The following is a 21,534-nucleotide window of genomic DNA, read 5'->3' as shown; positions in this document are numbered from 1 at the left end:
CGCCGGCCCATTCAAGGCCGCGCCTGCGCGCTGCTCACGCGCCAGATGATGTTGCCGACGTCGTCGGCCACCAGGAGGCCACCCTTCGGGTCGAACACGACGCCGACCGGCCGCCCGTACGCCTCCCCGTCCGGGCTGAGGAAGCCGGTGAGCAGGTCCTGCGGGCTGCCCGACGGCCGGCCAGCCGCGTCGAAGGGCACGTGGATCACCTTGTAGCCGCTGCGCGGTTTGCGGTTCCATGAGCCGTGCTGGCCGATCACCATGCCGCGGGCGAAGGGCGCCTGCTTGCCGTCGGCCCAGGCCAGGCCGAGTGAGGCGGTGTGGGTGCCGAGCGCGTAGTCAGGCACGATGGCCTTGGCCACGAGCTCGGGCCGTTGGGGGGTCACCCGCGCGTCGACGTTCTGGCCGAAGTAGCTGTACGGCCAGCCGTAGAAGCCGCCGTCCTTCACCGAGGTGAGGTAATCGGGCACGAGGTCGCTGCCGATTTCGTCGCGCTCGTTGACCACCGTCCACAGCATGCCGGTGGCCGGCTCCCATGCCATGCCATTGGGGTTGCGCAGGCCCGTGGCGTACAGGCGGTGCGTGCGCTTGGCGGGATCCACCTCCCAGACGGCGGCGCGGCCTTCCTCGACGTCCATGCCGTTCTCGCCGACGTTGCTGTTCGAGCCGACGGTGACGTACAGGCGACGGCCGTCCGGACTGGCGATCACGTTCTTCGTCCAGTGATGGTTGAGGCCCGCCGGCAGGTCGACGATGCGCGTCGCCGGAACGGTGATGCGCGTCTGGCCGCTCTGGTACGGAAAGCTGACCAGTGCATCGGCGTTCGCGACATACAGCGTGTCGCCCACCACCGCCATGCCGAACGGTGAGGTGAGGCCCTCCAGGAAAGCCGTCTTGACCTCCGCCGTGCCGTCTCCATCGGCATCCCGCAGCAGCGTGATGCGGTCCGCACTCGGGACGCCGGCGCCAGCGCGTTTCATCACGAGCTTCATCGCCCAGGCCTTCAGGCCGCCCCCGTCCGGCTTGGGCGGCGCATTCGACTCGGCCACGAGCACGTCGCCATTGGGCAGCACGTGGAGCCAGCGCGGATGATCGAGCCCGCCGGCGTAGGCCGTCACCTTGAGCCCCGCGGCTGCCTGGGGCGCCTGCCCGGAGGGCCAGCCCACGGCGGTCGCCACGTTGACGGTGGGCACCAGGGTCTTGTTCGGCGGCGGCAGTTGCGGCTGCGGGCCGTAGCCCGCAGTCTCCGGCAAGCGGGCGGTCTCTCCGCAGGCGGCCAGCAGCCCAGCGCTCACCAGAAGGGCGCAGACACCCGGGGTCATTCGTGCTGTGGGCATGGGTCGTCCTGTGAAAACCGCCCATTCTTGAATGGGGCGCCACGGCGCCTTGTAGGCCAACACCTCGCCCGAGCGTCGGAAACATCCGGTAAAGCCGGGAATTGTCCGCGCTGATTCGCGCATGCGCCCGCCGCGTTTCGGGCTCAATGGCTGCATGGGGAAAAGAGAGTCTGCCGCGGTGCTTGCGCTGGCGATCTCGGCCACGGCCGGGACCGCCAGCGCGGACCCGCGTCTCTCCGAGCGGGAAGTCCGTTGGATCGAGGCTGCGTCTCCGGTCGTGACCTATGCCCGCAACCAGGGCCTGCCGCTGGACATCGTCGTGCAGCCGCAACCGTCGCCCGGCTTCGCGCCCGTCGCCCTGGGCCTTGTCGACGGCCGGTGCAAGCTCGTCTTCTCGATGCGCGACAACCCGGAAGCCGACGCCACCGAGGCCAGCATCCCGGAAGATCTCTTCGTGCCGATCGCCGAAGCCATCGCGGCGCACGAGATGGCGCATTGCTGGCGTCGCGTCGTGGGGGCGTGGAGCACGGTGCCGGCCGGCTACGCCGATCCGACCGACCTTGGCACCCATGCCAGTCCGGACCTCAGGGCCCGCTGGGCCGCCATGCGCGAGACTCGCCGCGAAGAGGGATTTGCCGACTTGGTGGGCCTGGCCTGGACCGAAGCCCAGCACCCGGCCCGGTACGCCCGCGTGCATGCCTGGTTCAGCCAGGAGCGGGCCGACCCGCCACTGCCGGGCAGCCATCACGACACCCGGGCATGGCTCCGCCTGGCGCGGCAACCGGGCGCCTTCACGCCCGGACGGACCCCATTTGATCAGGCGATCGGCCTCTGGGCCGACGGACTCGCACAGGCCGACTGAGCCGGCCGGGAGGGGCAGGGCTCAGCCGTTGATGGCGGCGTCGAGTTCGCGGCAGGACGGCGCGCACACCGCCTGCGACTTGCCCAACAGCTTGCGGGTCTTCAACGACGCGCGCGGACGGTGCTTGCCGCACAGGAAGCACGACATGGTGGCCGCCCCGAAGGACCCCGCCGCCGTGAAAGGGGAGCCCGCCACTTTGGATCGATACCGAAGACCGTCGGCTTCAACGGTCGTTTTCACTTCATTCTTCGCCACTGGGGATGCCCTGGTTCATTGATTGGCCGTACGACGCGCCCTGTCGATCACGTCTTTCGCACGCAGTTCTGCGTTCATCGAGAACTCGAGCGCCGAGCGGCAAAGCCCGGCGTGCTGGTATTGCAGGTTCTCGTACAACTCCGCGGCCGCAGGATAGGAATCTAGCACTGCCTCGAGGGTTCCGTCGGGCTTGACCGAAGCGAATTCCTGCACAAGGTGCACGACGACCGTCCGGTACTGCTCGGGATCGACTGGCACCGGACTGCGCTCGAGGCGCTCGAGAAGGTGCGCCAGGGTCTGGACGACCGACGGGCGCGGGGGAGACTTGGCGGACAGATGGCTGTTCATGTGTCGTTTCCTCATCGGGACCGTTGATCAGGTCCCGTCACTGAGAGAACATGGGGGCCGCGGCGCCCATCTCAAGTCCCGGGTGGCCGCCGCCGACGCAGCCGCGCCGGACGGTCACCTGCCTGCGAAAGCGCGTCCGATGAGCATCCGCAATCTCGACTCGATGTTCGACCCGTCCTCGGTGGCCGTGATCGGTGCCTCCCTCCGCCCCGGTCGGGTGGGCACCGCTGCCTGGCGCAACCTGCTGGCCGGCGGCTACCGCGGAGCCGTGCTGCCGGTCAACCCGAATTACGAGCACCTCGACGGCCATCCGGTCAAGGCCCACGTCGCCGGATTCGCCCATGCGCCGGACCTGGCGCTCATCTGCACGCCGCCGGCCACCGTGCCCGGCCTCATCCGTGAACTGGGCGCGGCCGGTACCCGGGCCGCGGTCGTGCTGACGCCCGGCCTGGACGATGCCCAGAAGCAGGCGGCCCTCGACGCCGCGCGCCCATCGCTGCTGCGGCTGCTGGGCCCCGACAGCATCGGACTGCTGGCGCCGCACCTCGGGTTGAACGCCAGCGCGGCCCACACGCAAGCGCTTCCAGGCGCGCTGGCCTTCGTGTCGCAGTCGGCCGGTCTCGTGACCGCCGTGCTCGACTGGGCCCAGGGGCGCCAGGTCGGGTTCTCCCATGTGGTCTCCCTGGGTGAGCGCGCCGACGTCGACTTCGGCGACATGCTCGACTACCTGGCCAGCGACCCGCGCACCCGCGCCATCTTGCTCTACATGGAGGCGATGGAGTCGCCGCGCAAGTTCATGTCGGCCGCCCGGTCGGCCGCGCGCAACAAGCCGGTCATCGTGGTGCGCGCCGGGCGCTCGGCACAGGGGCAGCGGGCGGCAGAGTCCCATACCCGGGCGCTGGCCGGCTCGGACCTGGTCTTCGAGGCGGCCATCAGCCGCGCCGGCATGCTGCGGGTCGATACCCTCCAGGACCTTTTCATGGCTGCCGAGACGCTGGCGCGTTTCCGAGGCAACACGAGCGAGCGCCTCATCGTCCTCACCAACGGCGGCGGCGCCGGCGTCATGGCGGCCGATGCGGCCGCAGGAGCCGGCATCGAGCTGACCGAACTGCCCCAGGCGGTCGTCGCCAGTCTGGCCACACTGGCGCCGGCGGGTCCGCAGGGCAATCCGTTGGACATCGGTGGCGATGCGCCGGTGCAGCGCTATGTCGATGTGCTGACTGCACTGGACGCTGCACCCGCCGACAGCGCCACCCTGTTCATCCACGCCCCCTCGGCCCTGGTGGCCAGTGACGACATCGCCCAGGCCCTGCTGCCGCTCGCGCAGCGCACCCCGCCGCGGCTGTTGAGCTGCTGGCTGGGAGACGCCGCGGTGGCACCCGCCCGCCAGCGTTTCCGTGCCGCCGGCGTGCCCAGCTACTTCACGCCCGAGGAGGCGGTGCGCGCCTTCGCCATGGGCGTGCGCTACCGACGCAACCAGGAGCAGTTGATCGAGGCGCCGTCCAGCACCGCGTCCGACCTGCCCGCCGATACCGTCGCGGCGCGCGCGCTCATCCAGCAGGCCCTGGCCGAGGGGCGCTCGGTGTTGACCGAACCCGAGGCCAAGGCGCTGCTGGCGTTCTATGGGATTCCCGTCGTTCCCACGCGTCGTGTGCCGCCGGAGCCCGAGGCGGCCCTGGCGGCGGCGGTCGAGGTCGGCTATCCCGTCGTGCTCAAAGTGCTGTCGGCCGACATCGCCCACAAGTCGGACGTCGGCGGCGTGGTGCTCAACATCGCCGACGCCGAAGGCCTGCACAGCGCCGCGGGCACCATGCTGGCCCGCGTGCGGGCCGAGCGACCGGATGCGCGCATCGAGGGGTTCACCGTGCAGGCCATGGTGCGGCGTGCGCACACGCAGGAGTTGATCGTCGGCGCCAGCATCGATCCCACGTTCGGCCCCGTCATCCTGTTCGGGGCAGGCGGTACCCAGGTGGAATTGGTGGGTGACCGGGCCATCGGCCTGCCGCCGCTCAACCAGCCGCTCGCGCGGGCGCTGGTCGAGCGCACGCGCGTCGCGCGGCTCCTGAAGGGATGGCGCGACACCCCAGCGGCCGATGGCGAAGCGGTGCAGCGTACGCTCGTCGCGGTCTCTCGCATGCTGGCCGAGCTGCCCCAACTCGGCGAGCTGGACATCAACCCCCTCGTCGCCAACCACGAAGGGGTGATGGCGCTCGACGCCCGCATCCGGCTGGACCCCGCTGCGCAGGCCGGCGCGGAGCACTTCGCCATACGGCCCTATCCGTCGCACCTCGTCGAGACCGTCATGTGGAAGGGCAGGGAGGTCACCTTGCGCCCGATCCGTCCGGAGGACGAGGGACAGCACCGCGAGTTCCTGCGCCGCCTCGACCCCGAGGACATCCGCATGCGGGTGTTCTACAGCCGCCGCAGCATCGAGCGCAGCGAGCTCGCCCGCCTGGCCCAGATCGACTACGGGCGGGAGATGGCGTTCATCGCCACGGCGCCCGGGACGGAACGCGAGGAGACGCTGGGTGTGGTCCGCGCCATGACCGATCCCGACAATGACAGCGCCGAGTTCGCCATCGTCATCCGCTCCGACGTGAAGAGCGGCGGCCTCGGCCGCATCCTGATGAACAAGCTCATCAACTACCTTCGCGGCCAGGGCACGGCGCGCGTGGTCGCCAGCGTGCTGACCGACAACCGCGCCATGCGCGGCTTCATGCGCTCCCTCGGCTTCGTGGAGGCGCCGATCGAGTGGGGGAACGACACGGTCGACATCAGCCTCACGCTGTAATGCCGCCCGGGGTCGGCCTACCTGCTACGCTATGCGCCATTCCGATGGCCGAGGTCGCATGAAACTCCACACGACAACCCTTTTCCTGCTGGGCCTGGCGCTGGCCGGCAGCGCCTTTGCCCAGTCCGCCGCCGAGACGGCCGGCGAGCGCTGCGAAGAGGCCGTGATCGACACGGTCAGGACGATGCGCGGGGACGACGCGCGCCACGTGCAGTTCGTGCGGGCCCGGCGGAGCGTGCTGCCCGCCGTGGGTGACGAGACGGAGGTCAAGGGGGAAGGCAGCTACCGGGGCGACACGGGGCCCGCGCGGCCCTTCACCTACAGCTGCCGCTACGACCTGAAGGCCGCCAGCACCTCGGGCATCGTCTTCCGCGACACCGGGGCGGCCCGTGCCGAAGCCCAGGCCGAGAAGGCCTGGCAGCCGGACCTGCTCAATGTCTCGCCGGAGGCCTGTGAGTCGGCGATCGTGGCGGTGCTCGGCGAGAAGTACCCCCGTGTGGGACGCATTGCCTTCGGGTCCGACACCCGCCAGCTCAAGCCGGCGTCCAACGGGCGTACCGGCATGGAAGGGCAGGGCTCGGTGGAGCGTGCCAAAGGCATGCACCGCGTGCCCTTCGTGTACCGCTGCGAGTTCGAGCCGCGCACCGGCAAGGTCGTCAGCGCCCGCACCGAGCCCTGACTCGGCGGCCGTGCGTTACGGCCGGCGCACCGCAGTTCCCCGGGGCCTGGCCTCGATATGATGGCGCCCGGGTCAATGCCCGGACAAACAGGCAAATCATCGCGATGGCAACGATCAGGGATGTGGCACAACTGGCCGGCGTGGGGGTGGCAACCGCCTCACGGGTGATCTCGGGCAACGGCTCGTTCTCCGCCGCGGCAGCCTCGCGCGTGCAGGCAGCGGCGGCTCAGCTGGGGTTCCGGCCTTCCAGTGTCGCCCGGGCGCTATCCTTGCAAAGCACCGGCTCCATCGGCGTCTACGTGCCCGACCTCTTCGGCCCCTTCTTCGGCAAGATGCTGGGGGCGATCGACGTCGAACTGCGCAGCCTCAATCGCCACATGATCGTGGCCAACGGGGCGGGCCCGGACGACGATCCGCGCCAGCGCGCCCTCGACAGCGCCGAGTTCCTGATCGACCGGCAGTGCGATGGCATCATCATCGTCAGCAACGAGCTCCGCGACAGCGACATCCTGGCTCTGCGCCGCCGCGTTCCCCACTTGGCGGTGGTCAACCGGGCGGTCAAGGGCATGCGCAGCCACAGCTTCAGCGTCGACCACCGCCGCGGCGGGGCGCTCGCCGCCGAAGCCCTGCTGGCTCATGGGCATCGGCGCATTGCCGTCATCTCGGGTCTGGCCTCGGCCGCGGACAACCGCCAGCGCATGGAAGGCTTCATGGAGACCCTGGACCTCGGGGGAGTGGACCTGTCCAGTGTGACGATCGTGGATGCCGATTTCAGCATGCCCGGCGGATGGGCCGCGGCCGATGAACTCCTCGCGTCGGGCGCGCGCTTCACCGGCCTCTTCTGTGCCAATGACGAGATGGCCGTGGCCGCGATGTCCCGCTTCCACCTCGCAGGGCTTTCCATCCCGCAGGACATTTCGGTGGTCGCGTACGACAACGCCGACCTGGGCGCGTTCCTGAGCCCGCGGCTGACCACCATCGACACCCGCATCGACGAGATGGGCCTCAACGCCTGCCGTCTGCTGATCAACGAGTGCTACGCCCGCGCACTGCCCGTGGCGCGCGACTTCACGCCGGAGCTCGTGCTGCGCGACTCGCTCCGGTCCGTGCGCCGCTGAGCTCTCGCCGGCGCCGCAGCAGCGCCTGCAGCGCGAGGGCGCTGTCCTTGGGCACCCGGGCCTGGGTGTCGTAGTCCACGTGCACCAGCCCGAAGCGCTGTGCATAGCCCTCGGTCCACTCGAAGTTGTCCATCAGGGACCAGGCGAAGTACCCCCGCACGTCGACCCCCGCCCGAATGGCCTGGCCCAGGGCATCGAGGTGGCGTTGAAGGTAGCGCACGCGCTGCTCGTCATCGACCCGTCCGTCGATGACGTGGTCGTCGCTCGACATGCCGTTCTCGGTGATGTGGACGGGCGGCAGGTTCGGGTAGCGGCCGGCGAAGCCGATGAGCACGTCTCGCAGACCCGCGGGGTAGACCTCCCAGCCCATCACGGTTCGCTCGACCCGGTCCAGCCCCTTGTCCGCGAACCCGTGCTCCCCGTCGCTGCGCACGTTGGCCCGGAAGTAGTAGTTGATGCCGATGTAGTCCATGGGCGCGGCGATCAACGCCATGTCTCCCTCTCGGATCGGTGGGCGCGCGGCCGGCCACAGGGACGCGAGCGCCTCCGGATAGTGGCCCTTGAAGAGCGGGTCCAGCACCCAGTGGTTGTAGCAGGCGCGGGCGAGGTCGACGGCCTGCAGGTCCGCCGGTCGCTGCGTGTCGGCCGAAATCGCCGTGACGTTGGTGACGATCCCCACCTGGCGTGCGCCGTTGGCGCGCAAAGCGGGCAATGCCAGCCCGTGTCCGAGCAGGAGGTGGTGCATGGCTTCCACCGCGTAGGCCTCGCCGGCCAGGCCCGGTGCATGCAGTCCGGTGCCATGACCGAGCCATGCCGAGCACCAGGGTTCGTTGAGGGTCGTCCAGGCGTGAACCCGATCGCCGAGGTGCCGACTGGCGAGGTCGGCGAAATCGGCCAGGCGATGGGCCGTGTCCCGGTTCAACCATCCGCCGCGATCCTGCAGGTGCTGTGGCAGGTCCCAGTGGTAGAGCGTCACGAACGGCTTGATGCCGTGCGCGAGCAGACGGTCGAGGATGCGGTCATAGAACGCGACTCCTGCCGGGTTGACGGAGCCGTCCTCGCGCAGCAGGCGCGACCACGCGAACGACAGGCGATAGGCATCGAAGCCCAGCGTCGCGAGCAGGTCGATGTCGTCCTGCCAGCGGCGGTAGTGGTCACAGGCAATCGCTGCGCTCGCCCCATCCCGGATCGCGCCGGGTCGACCGGCGAAAGTGTCCCAGATGCACGGTGTGCGCCCGTCCTCGGACACGGCACCCTCCACTTGGTAGGCCGAGGTGCCGGCGCCGAACAGGAAATCCGGGTTCCACATCGGGGAACCAGGCGGCAGGTCGAGCGCTGGGGTAGGGAGTGTGTCCGTCATCGTCCGGGAGGCAACAGGAAGCGGCCGATTGTGCGCAGAACCGGGCGCCCAGGGCAATGGCCCGCACGGTCGCGGCTGTCAGGATCCTCCGAGCGGGGCGGGCAGGGTCTCACCGCTCGCGTTCGCCGGCAGGGTGATGCTGAACACGGCGCCGCCTCCGGGGGCGTTGCGCGCGCTGATCGCGCCGCCATGGGCGTCGAGGATCTTGCGGCAGATGGCCAATCCCAGGCCGGTGCCCCCGGAGCCGTCCTTGGTCTTGCTCGACTGCACGAAGGCCTCGAAGATCTTGTCGAGCTCCGCCTCGGGGATCCCTGGGCCGTGATCGCGCAGTTCGAAGCGGATCTCTCTGGCCTCCTCGGCGTGGCCGCTCAGCTGCAGCGTCTGGCCCGCGGGCGAGAACCTGATCGCATTGGCCAGCACGTTGCGGAAGACCTGCTGTACCCGGGTCGGGTCCACCTTGGCCAGCAAGGGCGTGTCCGACAAGGCGAGGTCGAGGGTGAGCTGTTTGCGGTCCAGGAGCGGGGCGAGCTCGCGCGCAACGGCCCGTACCAGCCCCCGCAGGTCGGTGCGCTCAAGGTGGAAGGTTCCGACGGCGCTTTCGATCTTCGCCACGTCGAGCAGGTCGTTCACCACGGCCAGCATGCGTTCGCCGGCGCTGTGGATGTCCTGGAACAGGTCGGCCAGCTTCTCGTGGGCGCGGCTGCGCATGACGCCCAGCTCCGAGAACCCCATGATCGCCTGCAAGGGCGTCCGCATCTCGTGGCTGATGTTCGCGATGAACTCCGATTTGGCGCGGGAGGCTTCCTCGGCTGCGTCCCGCGCTTCGCGCGTGGCGCGCTCGGCTTCCCGGTACTCGCTCACGTCCATGAACACGGACAGGCGGCCCGCCGACGAGCGTCCCTCGCTCGGCACGTTCACCTGCGTCACCACGACATCCCTGCGCGAACCATCCGCATGGCGCACGCGGGTCTCGTGACTGGCGCGGTCGCCGCCATGCGGCAGGCCGAGTGCGCTGTCGTCCTCGGTGGTACCGGGCAGGTAGCGGTTTGCCGGCTGGCCGAGCACCTCGGTGCGGTCGTGGCCGGTGAACTCCTCCCAGGCCTGATTGACGGTGACGAGTCGTCCGTCGGCGCTCGTCATGGCGACCGGCAAGGGGCTGATCTCGAGCAGCAGGCCGGTGAAGGAGAGTTGGGCTTTGAGTTGGCGCTCGGCGCGCCGCCGGTCGGTCACGTCCACTGCACTGCCGGCGAAACCCGAGATGCGGCTGCCTTCGCGCAAGGGCACCACCGCCACGTCGAACAGCCGTTCGGCTCCGCCGGGTCCGTTGACGGCCACGTCCGGGGCGGTGCGGACGGCGTCGTCGCGGTCGAGTCGAAACAGCGAATGCAATACCGGCCGCGATGCAGGCGTGGCGATGTCCCACAGGCACTGACCGAGCGCCTCAGCGGTGGTCCGCCCGCTCAGGGCCGACCATCGGGTGTTCACGAAGGTCACGTTTCCCTGGGCATCGGTTCTGAAGATGAGCTCCTGCACGCTCCTCACGAGAACGCTCAGCTCCCGCTCGCTCTCGGCGACCCGGGTCTGCGCCTCGTCCAGCTGCAAGCGGGCTTCCTCGCGAGCGCGCAGACTGCGCGCTGCCACCGAAAGCATCCCGGCCACGACGACGACACCGACGGTGGCGAAGAGCAGGAACGGCTGGTTGTCCTCCCGCCACTGCGCCAGGACTGCGGCATGAGGACGTTTGACCACCACCACCAGCGGCAGGCTACGCGACGCCCGGAAGGCCACCAGTTCCCTGACGTCGCCCCGGACTTCCTCCAGCGCGCCGTGCTCCCGCTCAGGCAGTCCTTGGCGGAACACCGCGCTGGACGAGACGTCCTCTCCCGGTTCCACGGGTGCAGTACGGGTGGAGGCGAGCACCTGGCCGCGGTACGAGGTCAACATGCCCCAGGTGCCGGCAGGCTCGCCTTCCAGGCTGGACGCCTGATAGGTGGCGAAGGTGTCCGGGTTCAGCAGGCCGACCAGCAGCAGCGTGCCGCCTCGCCCGTCGGACAGACTGCGCAGCAAGGGCACGAAGGCAATGCCGGTCGAGGCGGGCGGGCCCGCCAAGTCGGCCACGCCGCGGCCACGCAGCAGCGGGCCGATCGCGTCGCGGTCCACGGCGGGCAGCACCCCCAGCGGCTGGAGCGGCACGGTCCTGCCGGCGTCGTCGGCAGACGAACTGGCGACCACGCGCCCCTGCCGGTCCAGGAGCGCGATGCTGCGCAGGAAGGGCAGGCCAGGGAGGGATTGGGTCATCAGCGCGTCGAGGCGCTGCGTGTCCCCGGTGGCCAACCGGGACGCCACCATGTCGGCAACCGAGGCCATCACGATGGTGGCGCTCTCGACGGTCGTGCTCGCGTGTCCCTCGATCAGGCGGGCCAGGAGCTGGTTCCGGTCGACCTCCTCATCGAGCGTTTCGTGGTACTCGTACCAGGCGAAGGCCGCCATGCCCGCGATGACCGCGCCGATCAACGCGAAGCCGGCCCACACCAGCAGGCGGCTCGCCGTGAACGACATCATGGGCCGCGGTGCATCGCCGGAAATCATGGCACCACGATCGGGCTCAGCCCATGCCGCCGGGCCGCTGAAGCAAGTCGGCCGTCACGCTTGATCCGCAGCACGAAGGCATCCACCGTGTCCGCCCAGGCTTCATCACCTTGGCGCGTGGCATAGGCGTAAGGCATCACGTGGAAGGGAACCGGCGGAGCGACGAGCGCGGCCCAGTCGGCGTTGTCCAGCAGCCGGCGGCTGTAGGGATAGTCGGTCATGAAGACATCGACGCGCCCGGCTTCCAGTTCACGCTCGCGGGTGCGAGGCGGGGCAACGGACAGCAAGCGCGCCTGTCGGAGCGCCTTTTTCATCACCGGCTCCATGAAGGTGCCCGCCTGCACGGCCACCACGACGCCGGGTTGGTCGATGTCCCGCCACGCCTTCACGACGCGGCTGCTGCGGGTGGTGATCGCGTAGATGTCGCTCTGCAGGTAAGGGCGGCTGAACGTCAGCTTCTCCATCCGCGGCGGCAGCATGCCGATGGCGAACATGCCCACGTCGCAGCGGTTTGCTTGCAGGTCGGCAATCAGGTCGGGAAACGAGGATTCGACGTACTCCACGCGCGCGGCCAGGTCGCGGCCCAGTTCCCGAGACAGGTCGATGTCGATGCCGGACAGCATGTCCGTGCGCGGATTCCGGTAGGTCACGCCGTAGTACTCGGGCCAGATGCAGACCCTGACCACGCCCTCGCGGCGCACGCGATCCAGCACCGGGCCCCCGACGGCGGTCGACGCCGCGCCGGACAGTGCGAGTGCCGCGGCGACGCCCAGGCGGACGCGGAGATGAGCCCGCCGGGCGGCGCCGCGCGATGGCCGTGCTGCTGTCGCTTGGATCGCTGTCAAGTCATTCCTTCCACCGTGCGGCCAGGAAGCGGGCAGGCCGGGGGATCGCCAGTCCGCGAAGCTTGAACGGGAATCCGGAGCCATCGTAGCGCTCGCGGTGGGTGAGCGCCACACCGGGCGCCCGCTGGAAGAAGGGCAGCGTGATCCGGGCGAGCAGATGCGTGCAGAGGTGCCTGCGCGTCGTGAGCGGGAGGTCGTTGGCATCGACATGGACTTGCCTTTGCCCGCCCGGCTCCTGCTGGGCCCGGCATGTCGAGACCATGCGTGAGCGCGGCGAGGCGCTGGCGTTGTCGCGCCGGGCCGCATTGACCCAGCAGGGCGGCCAAGCGCTGGCTCGACATCGCGATGCGCACGGCGTCATCGCTCGCCGTTCGCCGTTCGCCGTTCGCCGTTCGCCGTTCGCCGTTCGGCGCGGCGACGGGTGCCGGTCTTGAGGCGTCGGCCTGAGACGGTCGGCCCATGAGTTCCGTGCCTTATCACATGCATCACTATTATCATGAACATTTGCCCAGGGGCTTCACTTCAATCCCTACGCCGGATCCGGCAGAATTGCGCATGAGTTCACCGACCGAGACGCCGCCGAGCGAGCACTGCTCCACCATCGAGGCCGCCCGCATCCTCGGGCTGGCCGTGCGGTCGGTCCAGCTGATGGTCGACCGCGGTGAGCTCGAGGCGTGGAAGACGCCCGGCGGCCACCGCCGCATCTCGCGCGTGTCGGTGGAGCGCTGGCGTAACCGGCATCGCCCTGGCGGCGCGGCGCCTGAACCGCTGACCTCCGGCCCCGGCCATGAACCGCACCCTGACCGCGCCGCGCCTGGGGCCACTGACCCGGCCGGGGACGGTCGTGGCTCGCGGGTGCTGCTGATCGAGGACTCGCGTCATTTCCAGAGCCTGGTGTCGCTGCTGCTGCGGCGCCATTTCCCGGATGTGCAGCTGCGCGTTGCCGACGACGGCATTGCCGGCCTGGCCATGGTCGGCGCCTGGCAACCCGACGTCCTCATCGTCGACATCCTGCTGCCCGGCATCGATGGCGCCACGCTCATCACGAGCCTGCGAACCCATCCGCAGTTCGTGCACAGCCGCCTGCTCGTCGTCACCTCGCTGGACGAGACGGAGCGAGCACCCTACGCCTTTGCACTCGACGGCCTGCCGGTCGTCCACAAGCCCCGTCTCGTCGCCGAACTTCCGGCCCTGATGGCGGAATGCCTCGGACGTCCCGCCGTCGCGCTCTGAGGTTTCCATGACCCGCCGCGCCGCTTGCACCGGGCCGGGGACGGCGTGCTCCGGGTCGCGGGAGGCCCGTTGATGCCGTCTCTCGAACGGCCTCGCGTCGTCCTCGTCGAGGACGACCCGTCCGTCCGGCGTTTCGTCGAGATGGCGCTCGAGGAATTGCCCATCGAACTCGTGAGCTGCGGTGATGTGGCTCAGGCGCGCGCCGCGCTGCAGCAGCGGCCGGCTGCGTTGGTCATCACGGACCTGATGCTGCCCGGCGAATCCGGCCTGTCCCTGATCGAGTCCCTGGCCAATGACCAGCGCTTGCGGGCCGGGGCGCGCATCGCGGTGTTCAGTGCCGGGGTCGGTGCCGGTGTGCAGGCACGGCTCGAATCGCTCGCCGTGTGGCGCATCCTCTCCAAGCCGGTGTCCCTCGCAACGCTGGAGGCCTGCGTTCAGGATGCGATCTCGCCTGCGCCGGGCCGCCCGGAGGCTGTCAGCGGTGGTTCGGCTGCATCGAGTGCAGAGCCCGACGTCGTGGCGTCGCACTTCGAAGGCGACCGCGCCCTGTACGACGCCTACCGGGAAGCCTGCCTCCGCCAGTTTGAAGCCGACATCCAGGAAGGAGACACGGCGGTCAGCCGAGCCGACTGGCCATGCCTGGAGCGCTTGGCCCACAACCTGAAGACGGTCCTGATCACCTTGGGCGATGCCGATGCGGGGGAGATGGCCCGGGCGCTCGAAGGTGACGCCAGGAACGCCCGAGCGGAGCTCGGGTGCAGCGGGTGGGTCGGCCTGCGCGAGGCGCTCACTCGCCTCATGGGGCCGTCGGTGCCTCGCTGAGTTCGCAGGCTCCGCAGCGGTGTGATGGTTTGCACGGTGAATTCGTTCATGCCTATCAGGTCGCTCCGATTCTTGCCGCTGCTCCCTGCATCATTGGTGTCATATAAACCAATGAAGTCGTTTGGCAACCGCCAGTTCGACGCGCCCAAATGATGCGCGTCCATCGAGACGTTCCTGTCCGGCCTGTTCAGCCGCGATGACGTTGAAATCGGACGGCGCGCGACCTCCCGCAGCCCGGACGAAACGCTCAGCGCGACATCAGCACCGGCACGGTCATGGTCTCGAGCATCGTGCGCGTCACGCCGCCGAGGATGCGCTCGGCCCAGCGCGCATGGCCGTATGCCCCCATCACCACCAGGTCGCAGCCCCATTCGGCCGCGCGCGACAAGAGGGCGTTGCCTGGATCGACGTCTGTCGTGATCGTGTGAGCGGAGGCGGCGACGCCGTGACGTCCCAGCCAGCGCTGCAGCGCCGCCAGGGATTCGCGAGCGCTTTCACTGCCGTCGTCAAGCGGCGTTGCGCAGCGGACGATCCGGACCCGCTGTGACTCCCGCAGCAACGGCAAGGCATCCGCGATGGCCCGCGCCGCTTCCCGGCGGTCGTCCCAGGCCACGAGCACGTCGGCCCCAACGCGGTCGAAGCGGCCTGCGAACGGGATGAGCAACACCGGCCGGGCGCTCTGCAGGACGACGTCTTCCACCATCCTACGGTTGGACCCGGCATTCCGGTCGGCTGGATCGGCTTGGCCCACGACCAGCAGGTCGGCGCTGCGGCTGAGCCGGACGAGCGCCTCGGCGTCGCCGTCTTCGTCGATCAGCACTTCACAGGCTTCGAGCCCGGCGGCACGGGCCTGCTCCCGGAATGCGGCGGCGCGCCGGGCGGCCTGGAGACGCAAGTGCGCCAGGGCCGGAGTGAGGGTGTCAACGCCGAGCAGCCCCGGCCCCGCGACCGCGGAGATCGGAATGCTGCCCGTGGCAGCGAGTGCCGTGAGGTGGGCGCCATGTCGCCGGGCGAGGTCGATCGCCAAGGCGGTGCGCTGTTCGCAAGTGGGGCCGTCGTCGAGGTGAAGGAGCAGGGTGGGGCTGGGCATGGCGACTCCAGGAAGGGAATTGAACTGATTCTGGAAGGCGGCCGGCCGGTGCTTCTTGAGCCAACGCAACTGCGGCGCGTGAGCGCAGGCGCATCATCTGTCGATGAAAGGCCTCCCTTCGAGAGGCGGCCCCGGGACCCAACGCCTCCGCCAGACCCGCCCGAACGCATTCCTCCACTTCCTGGCACTCCCATGACCGAGAACCCTCAAGTGGCACCTCGCCACTGGATCGGGCTCTTCGAGAGCGCCGAGTTGTTGGCCGCCATCCTGGGCCCGGACGGCAAGGTCCGTCATGCCAACCGTGTGCTGCTCGAACGGACGGGTTGGGACCGAGCCGATCTGGTGGGCATGGCGTGGGCGGAGACGCTCTTGCCCCTCGAGGCCACGAAGGCCCGTGCCGCCTTCCGGGCCTTCTGGTCGGCCAGCGAGCCCTTGGCGCCGATCGACGCGCCCCTGCGCCGGCGCGAGGGCGCGCTTCTGCTGGTGCGGTGGCACCCGGCGCGCTTCGAGTACGAGGACGATCAGGGCAGGACGACCGAAGGCTTGGCGTTGCTCGGCGTCGACATCACCGATCAGCGGACCACCGAAGCACGGTTGCGGCGGCTGGCCGACTTCTATCACGCGCTGTCCGACCTCGGGCGCGTCCTTGCAGAGGCGGAAAAACCGCAGCACCTCTTTGAAAAGGTATGCAGCATCGCTGTCGCGTCGGGGCACGCGCAGATGGCATGGATCGGCTTGTCTCGAGATGAGCGGATCGTTCCCGTCGCATGGGCCGGGGGCGCCGAAGGCTACACCGAAGGGCTGGACATTCGACTGGACGGTAGCCCGGTCAGCCCGTCGCCCGGCCCCACATTGCGCGCGATGCTGGATGGACGGGCCTGCGTTTGCAACGAGGTGTCGACGAGCCCGCACACCGCAGCCTGGCTTGATCGCTACGCCCGCTTCGGGGTTCGTGCGGTCGCTGCCTTCCCCATTCGTCGCGGCGGTGTCCCCGTCGGGGCGCTCAACCTGTATTTCAGCGAGGCCGGCGCGTTCGACCCTGACCTCGTCGACCTCATCGAGCGCATGGTCGCCAACCTGTCGCTCGCACTCGACCACATTGACCGCGAAGCGGCCAGGGCCCAGGCCGTGCGCGATGCGCAGGCGGGCGTCGCCCGCTTCCGAAAGCTGTTTGCCGACCTGCCCGTGCCGGCCGCGGTTTTCGAGCTCGACCATCCCGTGTTCGTCGATGTCAACCAGGCCTTTGCGCGCCTGACGGGGCTGCCCGCTGAGGCGCTCATCGGGCGCAACATCGTTGAATTGGAAATGGGCCTCGGGCCGCAAGACCGTGCCACCTTCGTCGAACTGATCGAGCGGGATGGGCAGGTGCGGGACTGGGAAGCGCGCGTACGCAATCGGGGTGGCGAATGGCGGGAGATGCTGCTCAACGCCGATGTCATCGACTACGAGGGCCGCCGCTGCATCCTCAACATCAACATCGACATCACCGAGCGCAAGCGCTACGAAGAAGTCTTGCGCGAGCAGGAACAGCGCCTGGCCGGCATTGTCGAGACCGCGATGGACGCCATCATCACCATCGATGCGCAACACCGCATCGTCGTCTTCAACCACGCGGCAAGCCTGTTGTTCGGCGCGTCGCCTGCGGAGGCGATCGGCGCAACGCTGGACCGCTTCATTCCCGCGGAGTACCGTGCCGGCCACGACGAGCAGGTGCGCCGGTTCGGAGAAGGAGGCGGTTCGTCGGGCCACAAGGGGCAGAAGCGGGAACTCGTGGGGCTGCGCGCCGACGGGAGCACATTTCCGATGGAGTCGTCCATCTCGCGGACCGGTGAGGGCACACGCATGCTGCTGACCGTCATGGCGCGCGACCTCACGCAGCTCAGGTCTGCCGAGCGCGCGCAGGTCGAAAGGGCGGCGGCCGAGGCTGCAAACAAGGCCAAGACCGAATTTCTTTCGCGCATGAGCCATGAACTGCGAACGCCGCTCAATGCGGTGCTGGGGTTTGCGCAACTCATGCAGACCGACAGCGCCCAACCCCTGGCGGCCTCGCAACAAGAGCGCGTCGACCTGGTCGTTCACGCCGGTCTTCATCTTCGCCAGCTGATCGACGAGATGCTGGACGTTGCGGGCATCGAATCGGGGCGGATGTCCTTGCAGTCACAGGACTTCGAGCTCGGTGGGTTGCTCGACAACGTGATGCGCATGAGCGCGCCTCACGCCGCCCAGTGCGGCGTGACGCTCGAGCGGGACTTCGACGGCAGCCGGCCCGTCCTCATGCATGCCGACCCGGGCCGCCTGCGTCAGGTCATGCTCAATCTGGTCTCCAACGCCATCAAGTACAACCGCACCGGAGGGCATGTGTGGCTGGGTGTCCGGCTTGAATCCGACCAGCGCGTGTGCATCATCGTGCGGGATGACGGCCTCGGCATGACCTCATCCCAGCGCGAGCATCTGTTCGAGCCCTTCAACCGCCTGGGGCGCGAGCACAGCGAGGTGCCCGGCAACGGGATCGGCCTCGTGCTGGTCCGCCAGCTCACCTCCCTGCTGGGAGGCGAACTGGGTATCGAAAGCCGCGAGGGTAACGGTCTGGTGGCGGAGGTTCGCATGCCGTTGCGGGGCGCCGCTGTGGCGTCGGTCCCAACGGCACCGCCCGCGATCGATGTGCTCCTCTCGTCGGCACCCCCCCCGGCGGCGGTGGCTTGCCCCAGCGACCAGACCGCCCTTCGCGATGCCCTCATCGTCTACATCGAGGACAACCCGGTGAATGCCATGCTGGTCGCCGAGCTGCTCGGGCGTTCACCAGGCACTCGCCTGGTCATCGCGGAAGACGGTGCGCGGGGCCTGGAGCGTGTCAGGGCACTGTGCCCCAACCTGGTGTTGCTCGACATGCAACTGCCCGACATGGACGGCGTGGCCGTGCTGGAAACACTGCGCGCCGACCCGTCCACCGCCGGCATTCCCGTGATCGCGCTCTCGGCGAGCGCGGTTGCGGCCGATGTAGAGGCGGCGCGCGTGGCTGGCGCGGTGGACTACTGGACGAAACCCATCGACTTCGACCGGTTCCTTGGCAACCTGGCTCGGCGGGTGAGTGGCCGGGCGAGCGGGTCGGAGTTGCCGTGAGCGACGAGGTGGTGTTCCGTGCCAAGGGCCTGACCAAGGTCTACCAGACGGGCGAGGTCGAGGTTCGCGCCCTCGATGGCGTGGACCTGGAGATCACGCGGGGCGAGTTCATCGTGCTGCTGGGCGCCTCGGGCAGCGGAAAATCCACGCTGCTCAACATCCTCGGCGGCCTGGACACGCCGAGCAGCGGCGAGGTGAGCTTCGAAGGCGAGGTCCTGAGCAGCGCGGACGAGTCGGCCCTCACCGCCTACCGGCGAGAGCACGTAGGGTTCGTTTTCCAGTTCTACAACCTCATCCCCAGCCTGACGGTCCGTGAGAACGTCGCCCTCGTCACCGACATCGTGGCGCAACCGATGCCGGTGGACGAAGCCATCGACCGCGTCGGCCTGACACCGCGCCGCGATCACTTCCCGGCCCAACTCTCCGGCGGCGAGCAGCAGCGGGTGGCTATTGCGCGGGCCATCGCCAAGCGCCCCGACGTGCTGCTGTGCGACGAGCCGACCGGCGCGCTCGACTACCAGACGGGCAAGCTGGTCCTGGAAGTCATCGCGCGCATCAATGTGGAGATCGGGACCACCGTCATCGTGATCACCCACAACGCGTCCATTGCCCGCATGGCCGACCGCGTGCTCTACCTGGGGGACGGGCGGCTGCAGCGCGTCGAGCGCAATCCGCAGAAGGTCTCTCCGTCGGAGCTGTCCTGGTAGGTCGCCGATGAAAGCCCTCGACCGCAAGGTGCTGCGCGACCTTCGGCTCATGTGGAGCCAGGCGCTCACCATCGCGCTGGTGGTGGCCAGCGGCATCGGGGGCTTCATCACCAGCCTCTCGGCCGTCGACTCCCTCGCGCTCGCGCGCGACCGCTTCTACGCCGAAGGGCGCTTCGCCGACGTCTTCGCCAGCCTGAAGCGCGCACCCGATTCCCTTGCCGAGACCCTGCGTGCCTTGCCCGGCGTGGCGGACGTGCAGACGACGATCGACACCATGGTGCGCGTCGACCTGCCCGACGTGGCGGACCCGATCGTCGGGCAGCTGATCGGTGTCGACCTGGCGCGGCCGGCCCGGATGAACTGCGTCTTCGTCAGTTCCGGCCAGCCGCTGTCCGCTGGCAGCGGCCGAGGCAACGATGCCCTGCCGGCGCTGGTGTCCGAAGGCTTCGCCCAGGTGCGCGGGCTCAAGCCCGGGGACACCGTCGGGGTGCTGCTGAATGGCAAGCGACGCACCCTGCGCGTGGTGGGCACCGCCCTGTCGCCGGAGTTCATCTTCGCCGGGCTCTTCGGCATGCCGGACATGCGCGGCTACGGCATCTTCTGGATCGACCAGGACGCCTTGGCGGCCGCCTATGACCTTCGCGGCTCGTTCAACCGCGTGTCCGTCAAGCTGGCGCCCGGCGCCCTCGAGCCGGAGGTGGCGGCAGGGCTGAACCGGCTGCTGGCTCCCTTCGGCGGCCGGGACGCCCACGGGCGCAGCCAGCAGACCTCCCACGTCATGCTGGACAACGAGATCAAGGAGCAACGCGTGCTCGGCACGGTGCTGCCGGCGATCTTTCTCCTGGTGGCGGCCTTCCTGCTGAACGTGGTGGTGTCGCGCCTGGTCAGCACGCAGCGCGAACAGATCGCCGCACTCAAGGCGCTTGGCTACCGCAATGCAAGCATCGGCCTGCACTACCTCAAGCTCGTGTTGCTGTTCGTCGCGGCAGGACTGCTGCTCGGCATCTTCGTCGGCGATCGCCTGGGCGAGATGCTGACCGGTCTTTATGCGGAGTTCTTCCACTTTCGCAGCTTCGAGCACCGCATCGCGCCCGGGTTGCTGGTGGTGAGCGTGCTCGTCGCGCTCGGCACTGCGGTCGCGGGCACGGTCAACGCCATCGCCGCCACGGTGAAGCTCGCGCCGGCCGAAGCCATGCGGCCTCCGGCACCGGGACGCTTCCGTCGCACGCTGCTCGAGCGGCTGGGCCTGCAGCCGCGCAGCGCCGGGCTGCGCATGATCCTGCGCAACATCGAGCGCCGCCCCTGGCGCACGACGCTGTCCATCGGCGGCATCGCCGCCGCGGTGGCCATCACTGTGCTTGGCAACTTCTTCCGCGACGCCATCGACGTCATCGTCGACACCCAGTTCAACCTCGTCCTGCGTGGCGACGTGACGGTGTGGACCGCCGAGCCGGTGACCGATCGTGCGCGCCTGGACCTCGCCCGTCTGCCCGGCGTCACGGCGGTGGAGTCGACCCGCTTCGTGTCGGTGGCGCTGCGCCATGCGCACCGCGAGGAACGCGTGCTGCTGCGGGGGCTGGAGGGGCGGCCGGTGCTCAACCGGATCATCGACGTCGACGCCCGTCAGGTGCTGCTCGAAGGCCGCGGCTTGCTGCTCACCGACCGGCTTGCGGCCAAGCTGGGCGTGAAGCCGGGCGACATGCTGGAAGTCTCGGTGCTGACCGGCAAGCCACGGACCCTGCGCCTGCCGGTGGGTGGCACGGTGCGCGAGATGATGGGCCTGAACGCCTACATGGACCGCGACGCGTTGAACCGGCTGCTCGGCGACGACGATGTCTCCACCGGGTTCGTGCTCGCGGTGGAACACGCGCGTGAGGACGAGTTGCTGGTTGCCACCCGCGGCCTTCCGCTCGCGGCCGGTGCCTTCAGCAAGGCCACCATGCTGCGCAACATGGAAGAGATCAGCGCGCGCAACGTTCGCATCATGAGCACGATCCTGAGCGGCTTCGCGGCCGTCATCGCGGTGGCGGTGGTCTACAACAACGCGCGCATCGCGCTGTCCGAGCGCAGCTGGGAGCTCGCAAGCCTGCGCGTGCTCGGCTTCACGCGGGGGGAGGTGGCCGCACTGCTGCTCGGGGAACTGGGCCTCGCCGTCGCCGTGGCCTTGCCCATCGGCATGGCGGCCGGATACGGCCTGGTGCACCTGGTGAACCAGTTGCTCGCCTCCGACCAGTTCCTCTTTCCGGTGGTGATCCGGCCGCACACCTACGCCTGGGCCGCGCTGTGCGTGGTGGCGGCGGGCGCGGCCAGCGCCCTGGTGGTACGCCGGCGAATCGACCGGCTCGACATGGTTTCGGCCTTGAAGGCAAGGGAGTGAC

The 21,534-nt window shown here is 69.2% G+C and carries 17 protein-coding genes; 9 read left to right on the top strand and 8 right to left on the bottom strand.

Features of this window, described 5'->3' with window-relative positions; all coding sequences use genetic code 11:
* Nucleotides 1-11: 11 nt before the first annotated feature.
* On the bottom strand, nt 12-1,337 hold the full coding sequence (locus ACSQ2F_RS09520) for a PQQ-dependent sugar dehydrogenase (protein ID WP_436022098.1): 1,326 nt from the start codon (nt 1,335-1,337) through the stop codon (nt 12-14).
* A gap of 154 nt (nt 1,338-1,491) precedes the next feature.
* Between ACSQ2F_RS09520 and ACSQ2F_RS09515 the strand changes: the two genes are divergently transcribed.
* Nucleotides 1,492-2,199 carry a hypothetical protein gene (locus ACSQ2F_RS09515; RefSeq protein ID WP_436022096.1) on the top strand — a complete coding sequence of 236 codons (708 nt, stop codon included), beginning with the start codon at nt 1,492-1,494 and terminating at the stop codon, nt 2,197-2,199.
* Nucleotides 2,200-2,220: 21 nt separating this feature from the next.
* Here the strand turns inward: ACSQ2F_RS09515 and ACSQ2F_RS09510 are convergent, their stop codons facing one another.
* Both ACSQ2F_RS09510 and ACSQ2F_RS09505 read right to left on the bottom strand, forming a co-directional pair.
* Nucleotides 2,221-2,454, bottom strand: coding sequence for a hypothetical protein (locus ACSQ2F_RS09510; RefSeq protein ID WP_436022094.1), 234 nt, complete (start codon nt 2,452-2,454; stop codon nt 2,221-2,223).
* Nucleotides 2,455-2,469: 15 nt separating this feature from the next.
* The gene (locus ACSQ2F_RS09505; RefSeq protein WP_436022092.1) at nt 2,470-2,802 is read right to left on the bottom strand and encodes a hypothetical protein; all 333 of its coding nucleotides are present in this window, start codon (nt 2,800-2,802) and stop codon (nt 2,470-2,472) included.
* A gap of 139 nt (nt 2,803-2,941) precedes the next feature.
* Between ACSQ2F_RS09505 and ACSQ2F_RS09500 the strand changes: the two genes are divergently transcribed.
* The 3 genes from ACSQ2F_RS09500 (at nt 2,942) to ACSQ2F_RS09490 (ending at nt 7,390) form a co-directional block, all read left to right on the top strand.
* The gene (locus ACSQ2F_RS09500) at nt 2,942-5,593 is read left to right on the top strand and encodes a bifunctional acetate--CoA ligase family protein/GNAT family N-acetyltransferase (RefSeq protein ID WP_436022090.1); all 2,652 of its coding nucleotides are present in this window, start codon (nt 2,942-2,944) and stop codon (nt 5,591-5,593) included.
* Between the two features lie 58 nt (nt 5,594-5,651).
* Nucleotides 5,652-6,272, top strand: coding sequence for a hypothetical protein (locus ACSQ2F_RS09495; RefSeq protein ID WP_436022088.1), 621 nt, complete (start codon nt 5,652-5,654; stop codon nt 6,270-6,272).
* A 104-nt stretch (nt 6,273-6,376) separates the two neighbouring features.
* Nucleotides 6,377-7,390: a substrate-binding domain-containing protein gene (locus ACSQ2F_RS09490; protein ID WP_436022086.1), complete on the top strand. Its 1,014-nt coding sequence runs from the start codon at nt 6,377-6,379 to the stop codon at nt 7,388-7,390.
* On the opposite strand, the gene ACSQ2F_RS09485 is transcribed toward ACSQ2F_RS09490, so the two are convergent.
* The 4 genes from ACSQ2F_RS09485 to ACSQ2F_RS09470 form a co-directional block, all read right to left on the bottom strand.
* Nucleotides 7,341-8,750: a GH1 family beta-glucosidase gene (locus ACSQ2F_RS09485; protein ID WP_436022084.1), complete on the bottom strand. Its 1,410-nt coding sequence runs from the start codon at nt 8,748-8,750 to the stop codon at nt 7,341-7,343. The two genes, ACSQ2F_RS09490 and ACSQ2F_RS09485, sit on opposite strands and share 50 nt — an antisense overlap.
* Nucleotides 8,751-8,828: 78 nt before the next feature.
* Complete coding sequence (locus tag ACSQ2F_RS09480) at nt 8,829-11,312, bottom strand: ATP-binding protein (protein ID WP_436022082.1); 2,484 nt, start codon at nt 11,310-11,312, stop codon at nt 8,829-8,831.
* A gap of 23 nt (nt 11,313-11,335) precedes the next feature.
* A complete protein-coding gene (locus ACSQ2F_RS09475) occupies nt 11,336-12,184 on the bottom strand; it encodes an ABC transporter substrate-binding protein (protein ID WP_436022080.1) in 849 nt (282 codons plus the stop codon).
* A 1-nt stretch (nt 12,185) separates the two neighbouring features.
* Nucleotides 12,186-12,446 (bottom strand): HD domain-containing phosphohydrolase, encoded by a 261-nt coding sequence (locus ACSQ2F_RS09470; RefSeq protein ID WP_436022078.1) that lies wholly within the window; start codon nt 12,444-12,446, stop codon nt 12,186-12,188.
* A gap of 293 nt (nt 12,447-12,739) precedes the next feature.
* Between ACSQ2F_RS09470 and ACSQ2F_RS09465 the strand changes: the two genes are divergently transcribed.
* On the top strand, nt 12,740-13,417 hold the full coding sequence (locus ACSQ2F_RS09465) for a response regulator (protein WP_436022076.1): 678 nt from the start codon (nt 12,740-12,742) through the stop codon (nt 13,415-13,417).
* A gap of 72 nt (nt 13,418-13,489) precedes the next feature.
* On the top strand, nt 13,490-14,239 hold the full coding sequence (locus ACSQ2F_RS09460; RefSeq protein WP_436022074.1) for a response regulator: 750 nt from the start codon (nt 13,490-13,492) through the stop codon (nt 14,237-14,239).
* A 247-nt stretch (nt 14,240-14,486) separates the two neighbouring features.
* On the opposite strand, the gene ACSQ2F_RS09455 is transcribed toward ACSQ2F_RS09460, so the two are convergent.
* Nucleotides 14,487-15,329, bottom strand: a complete 843-nt coding sequence (locus tag ACSQ2F_RS09455; RefSeq protein WP_436022072.1) for a universal stress protein — start codon at nt 15,327-15,329, stop codon at nt 14,487-14,489.
* Nucleotides 15,330-15,521: 192 nt separating this feature from the next.
* On the opposite strand from ACSQ2F_RS09455, the gene ACSQ2F_RS09450 reads away from it, so the two are divergent.
* From ACSQ2F_RS09450 to ACSQ2F_RS09440, 3 genes are read left to right on the top strand one after another with little or no spacing between them, the layout of a single operon-like run.
* A complete protein-coding gene (locus ACSQ2F_RS09450; RefSeq protein ID WP_436022070.1) occupies nt 15,522-18,449 on the top strand; it encodes a PAS domain S-box protein in 2,928 nt (975 codons plus the stop codon).
* Nucleotides 18,446-19,156 (top strand): ABC transporter ATP-binding protein, encoded by a 711-nt coding sequence (locus ACSQ2F_RS09445; protein WP_436022068.1) that lies wholly within the window; start codon nt 18,446-18,448, stop codon nt 19,154-19,156. The genes ACSQ2F_RS09450 and ACSQ2F_RS09445 overlap by 4 nt, the downstream gene beginning before the upstream one ends.
* Before the next feature lie 7 nt (nt 19,157-19,163).
* On the top strand, nt 19,164-21,533 hold the full coding sequence (locus ACSQ2F_RS09440) for an ABC transporter permease (RefSeq protein WP_436022066.1): 2,370 nt from the start codon (nt 19,164-19,166) through the stop codon (nt 21,531-21,533).
* The last annotated feature ends 1 nt before the right edge of the window (nt 21,534 follow it).

The organism is Rhizobacter sp. LjRoot28 (genome assembly GCF_964253025.1).
Classification (GTDB): Bacteria; Pseudomonadota; Gammaproteobacteria; order Burkholderiales; family Burkholderiaceae_C; genus Rhizobacter.
The sequence above is the reverse complement of the archived record's forward strand: the minus strand, read 5'-3'. Positions and strand labels throughout refer to the sequence as shown.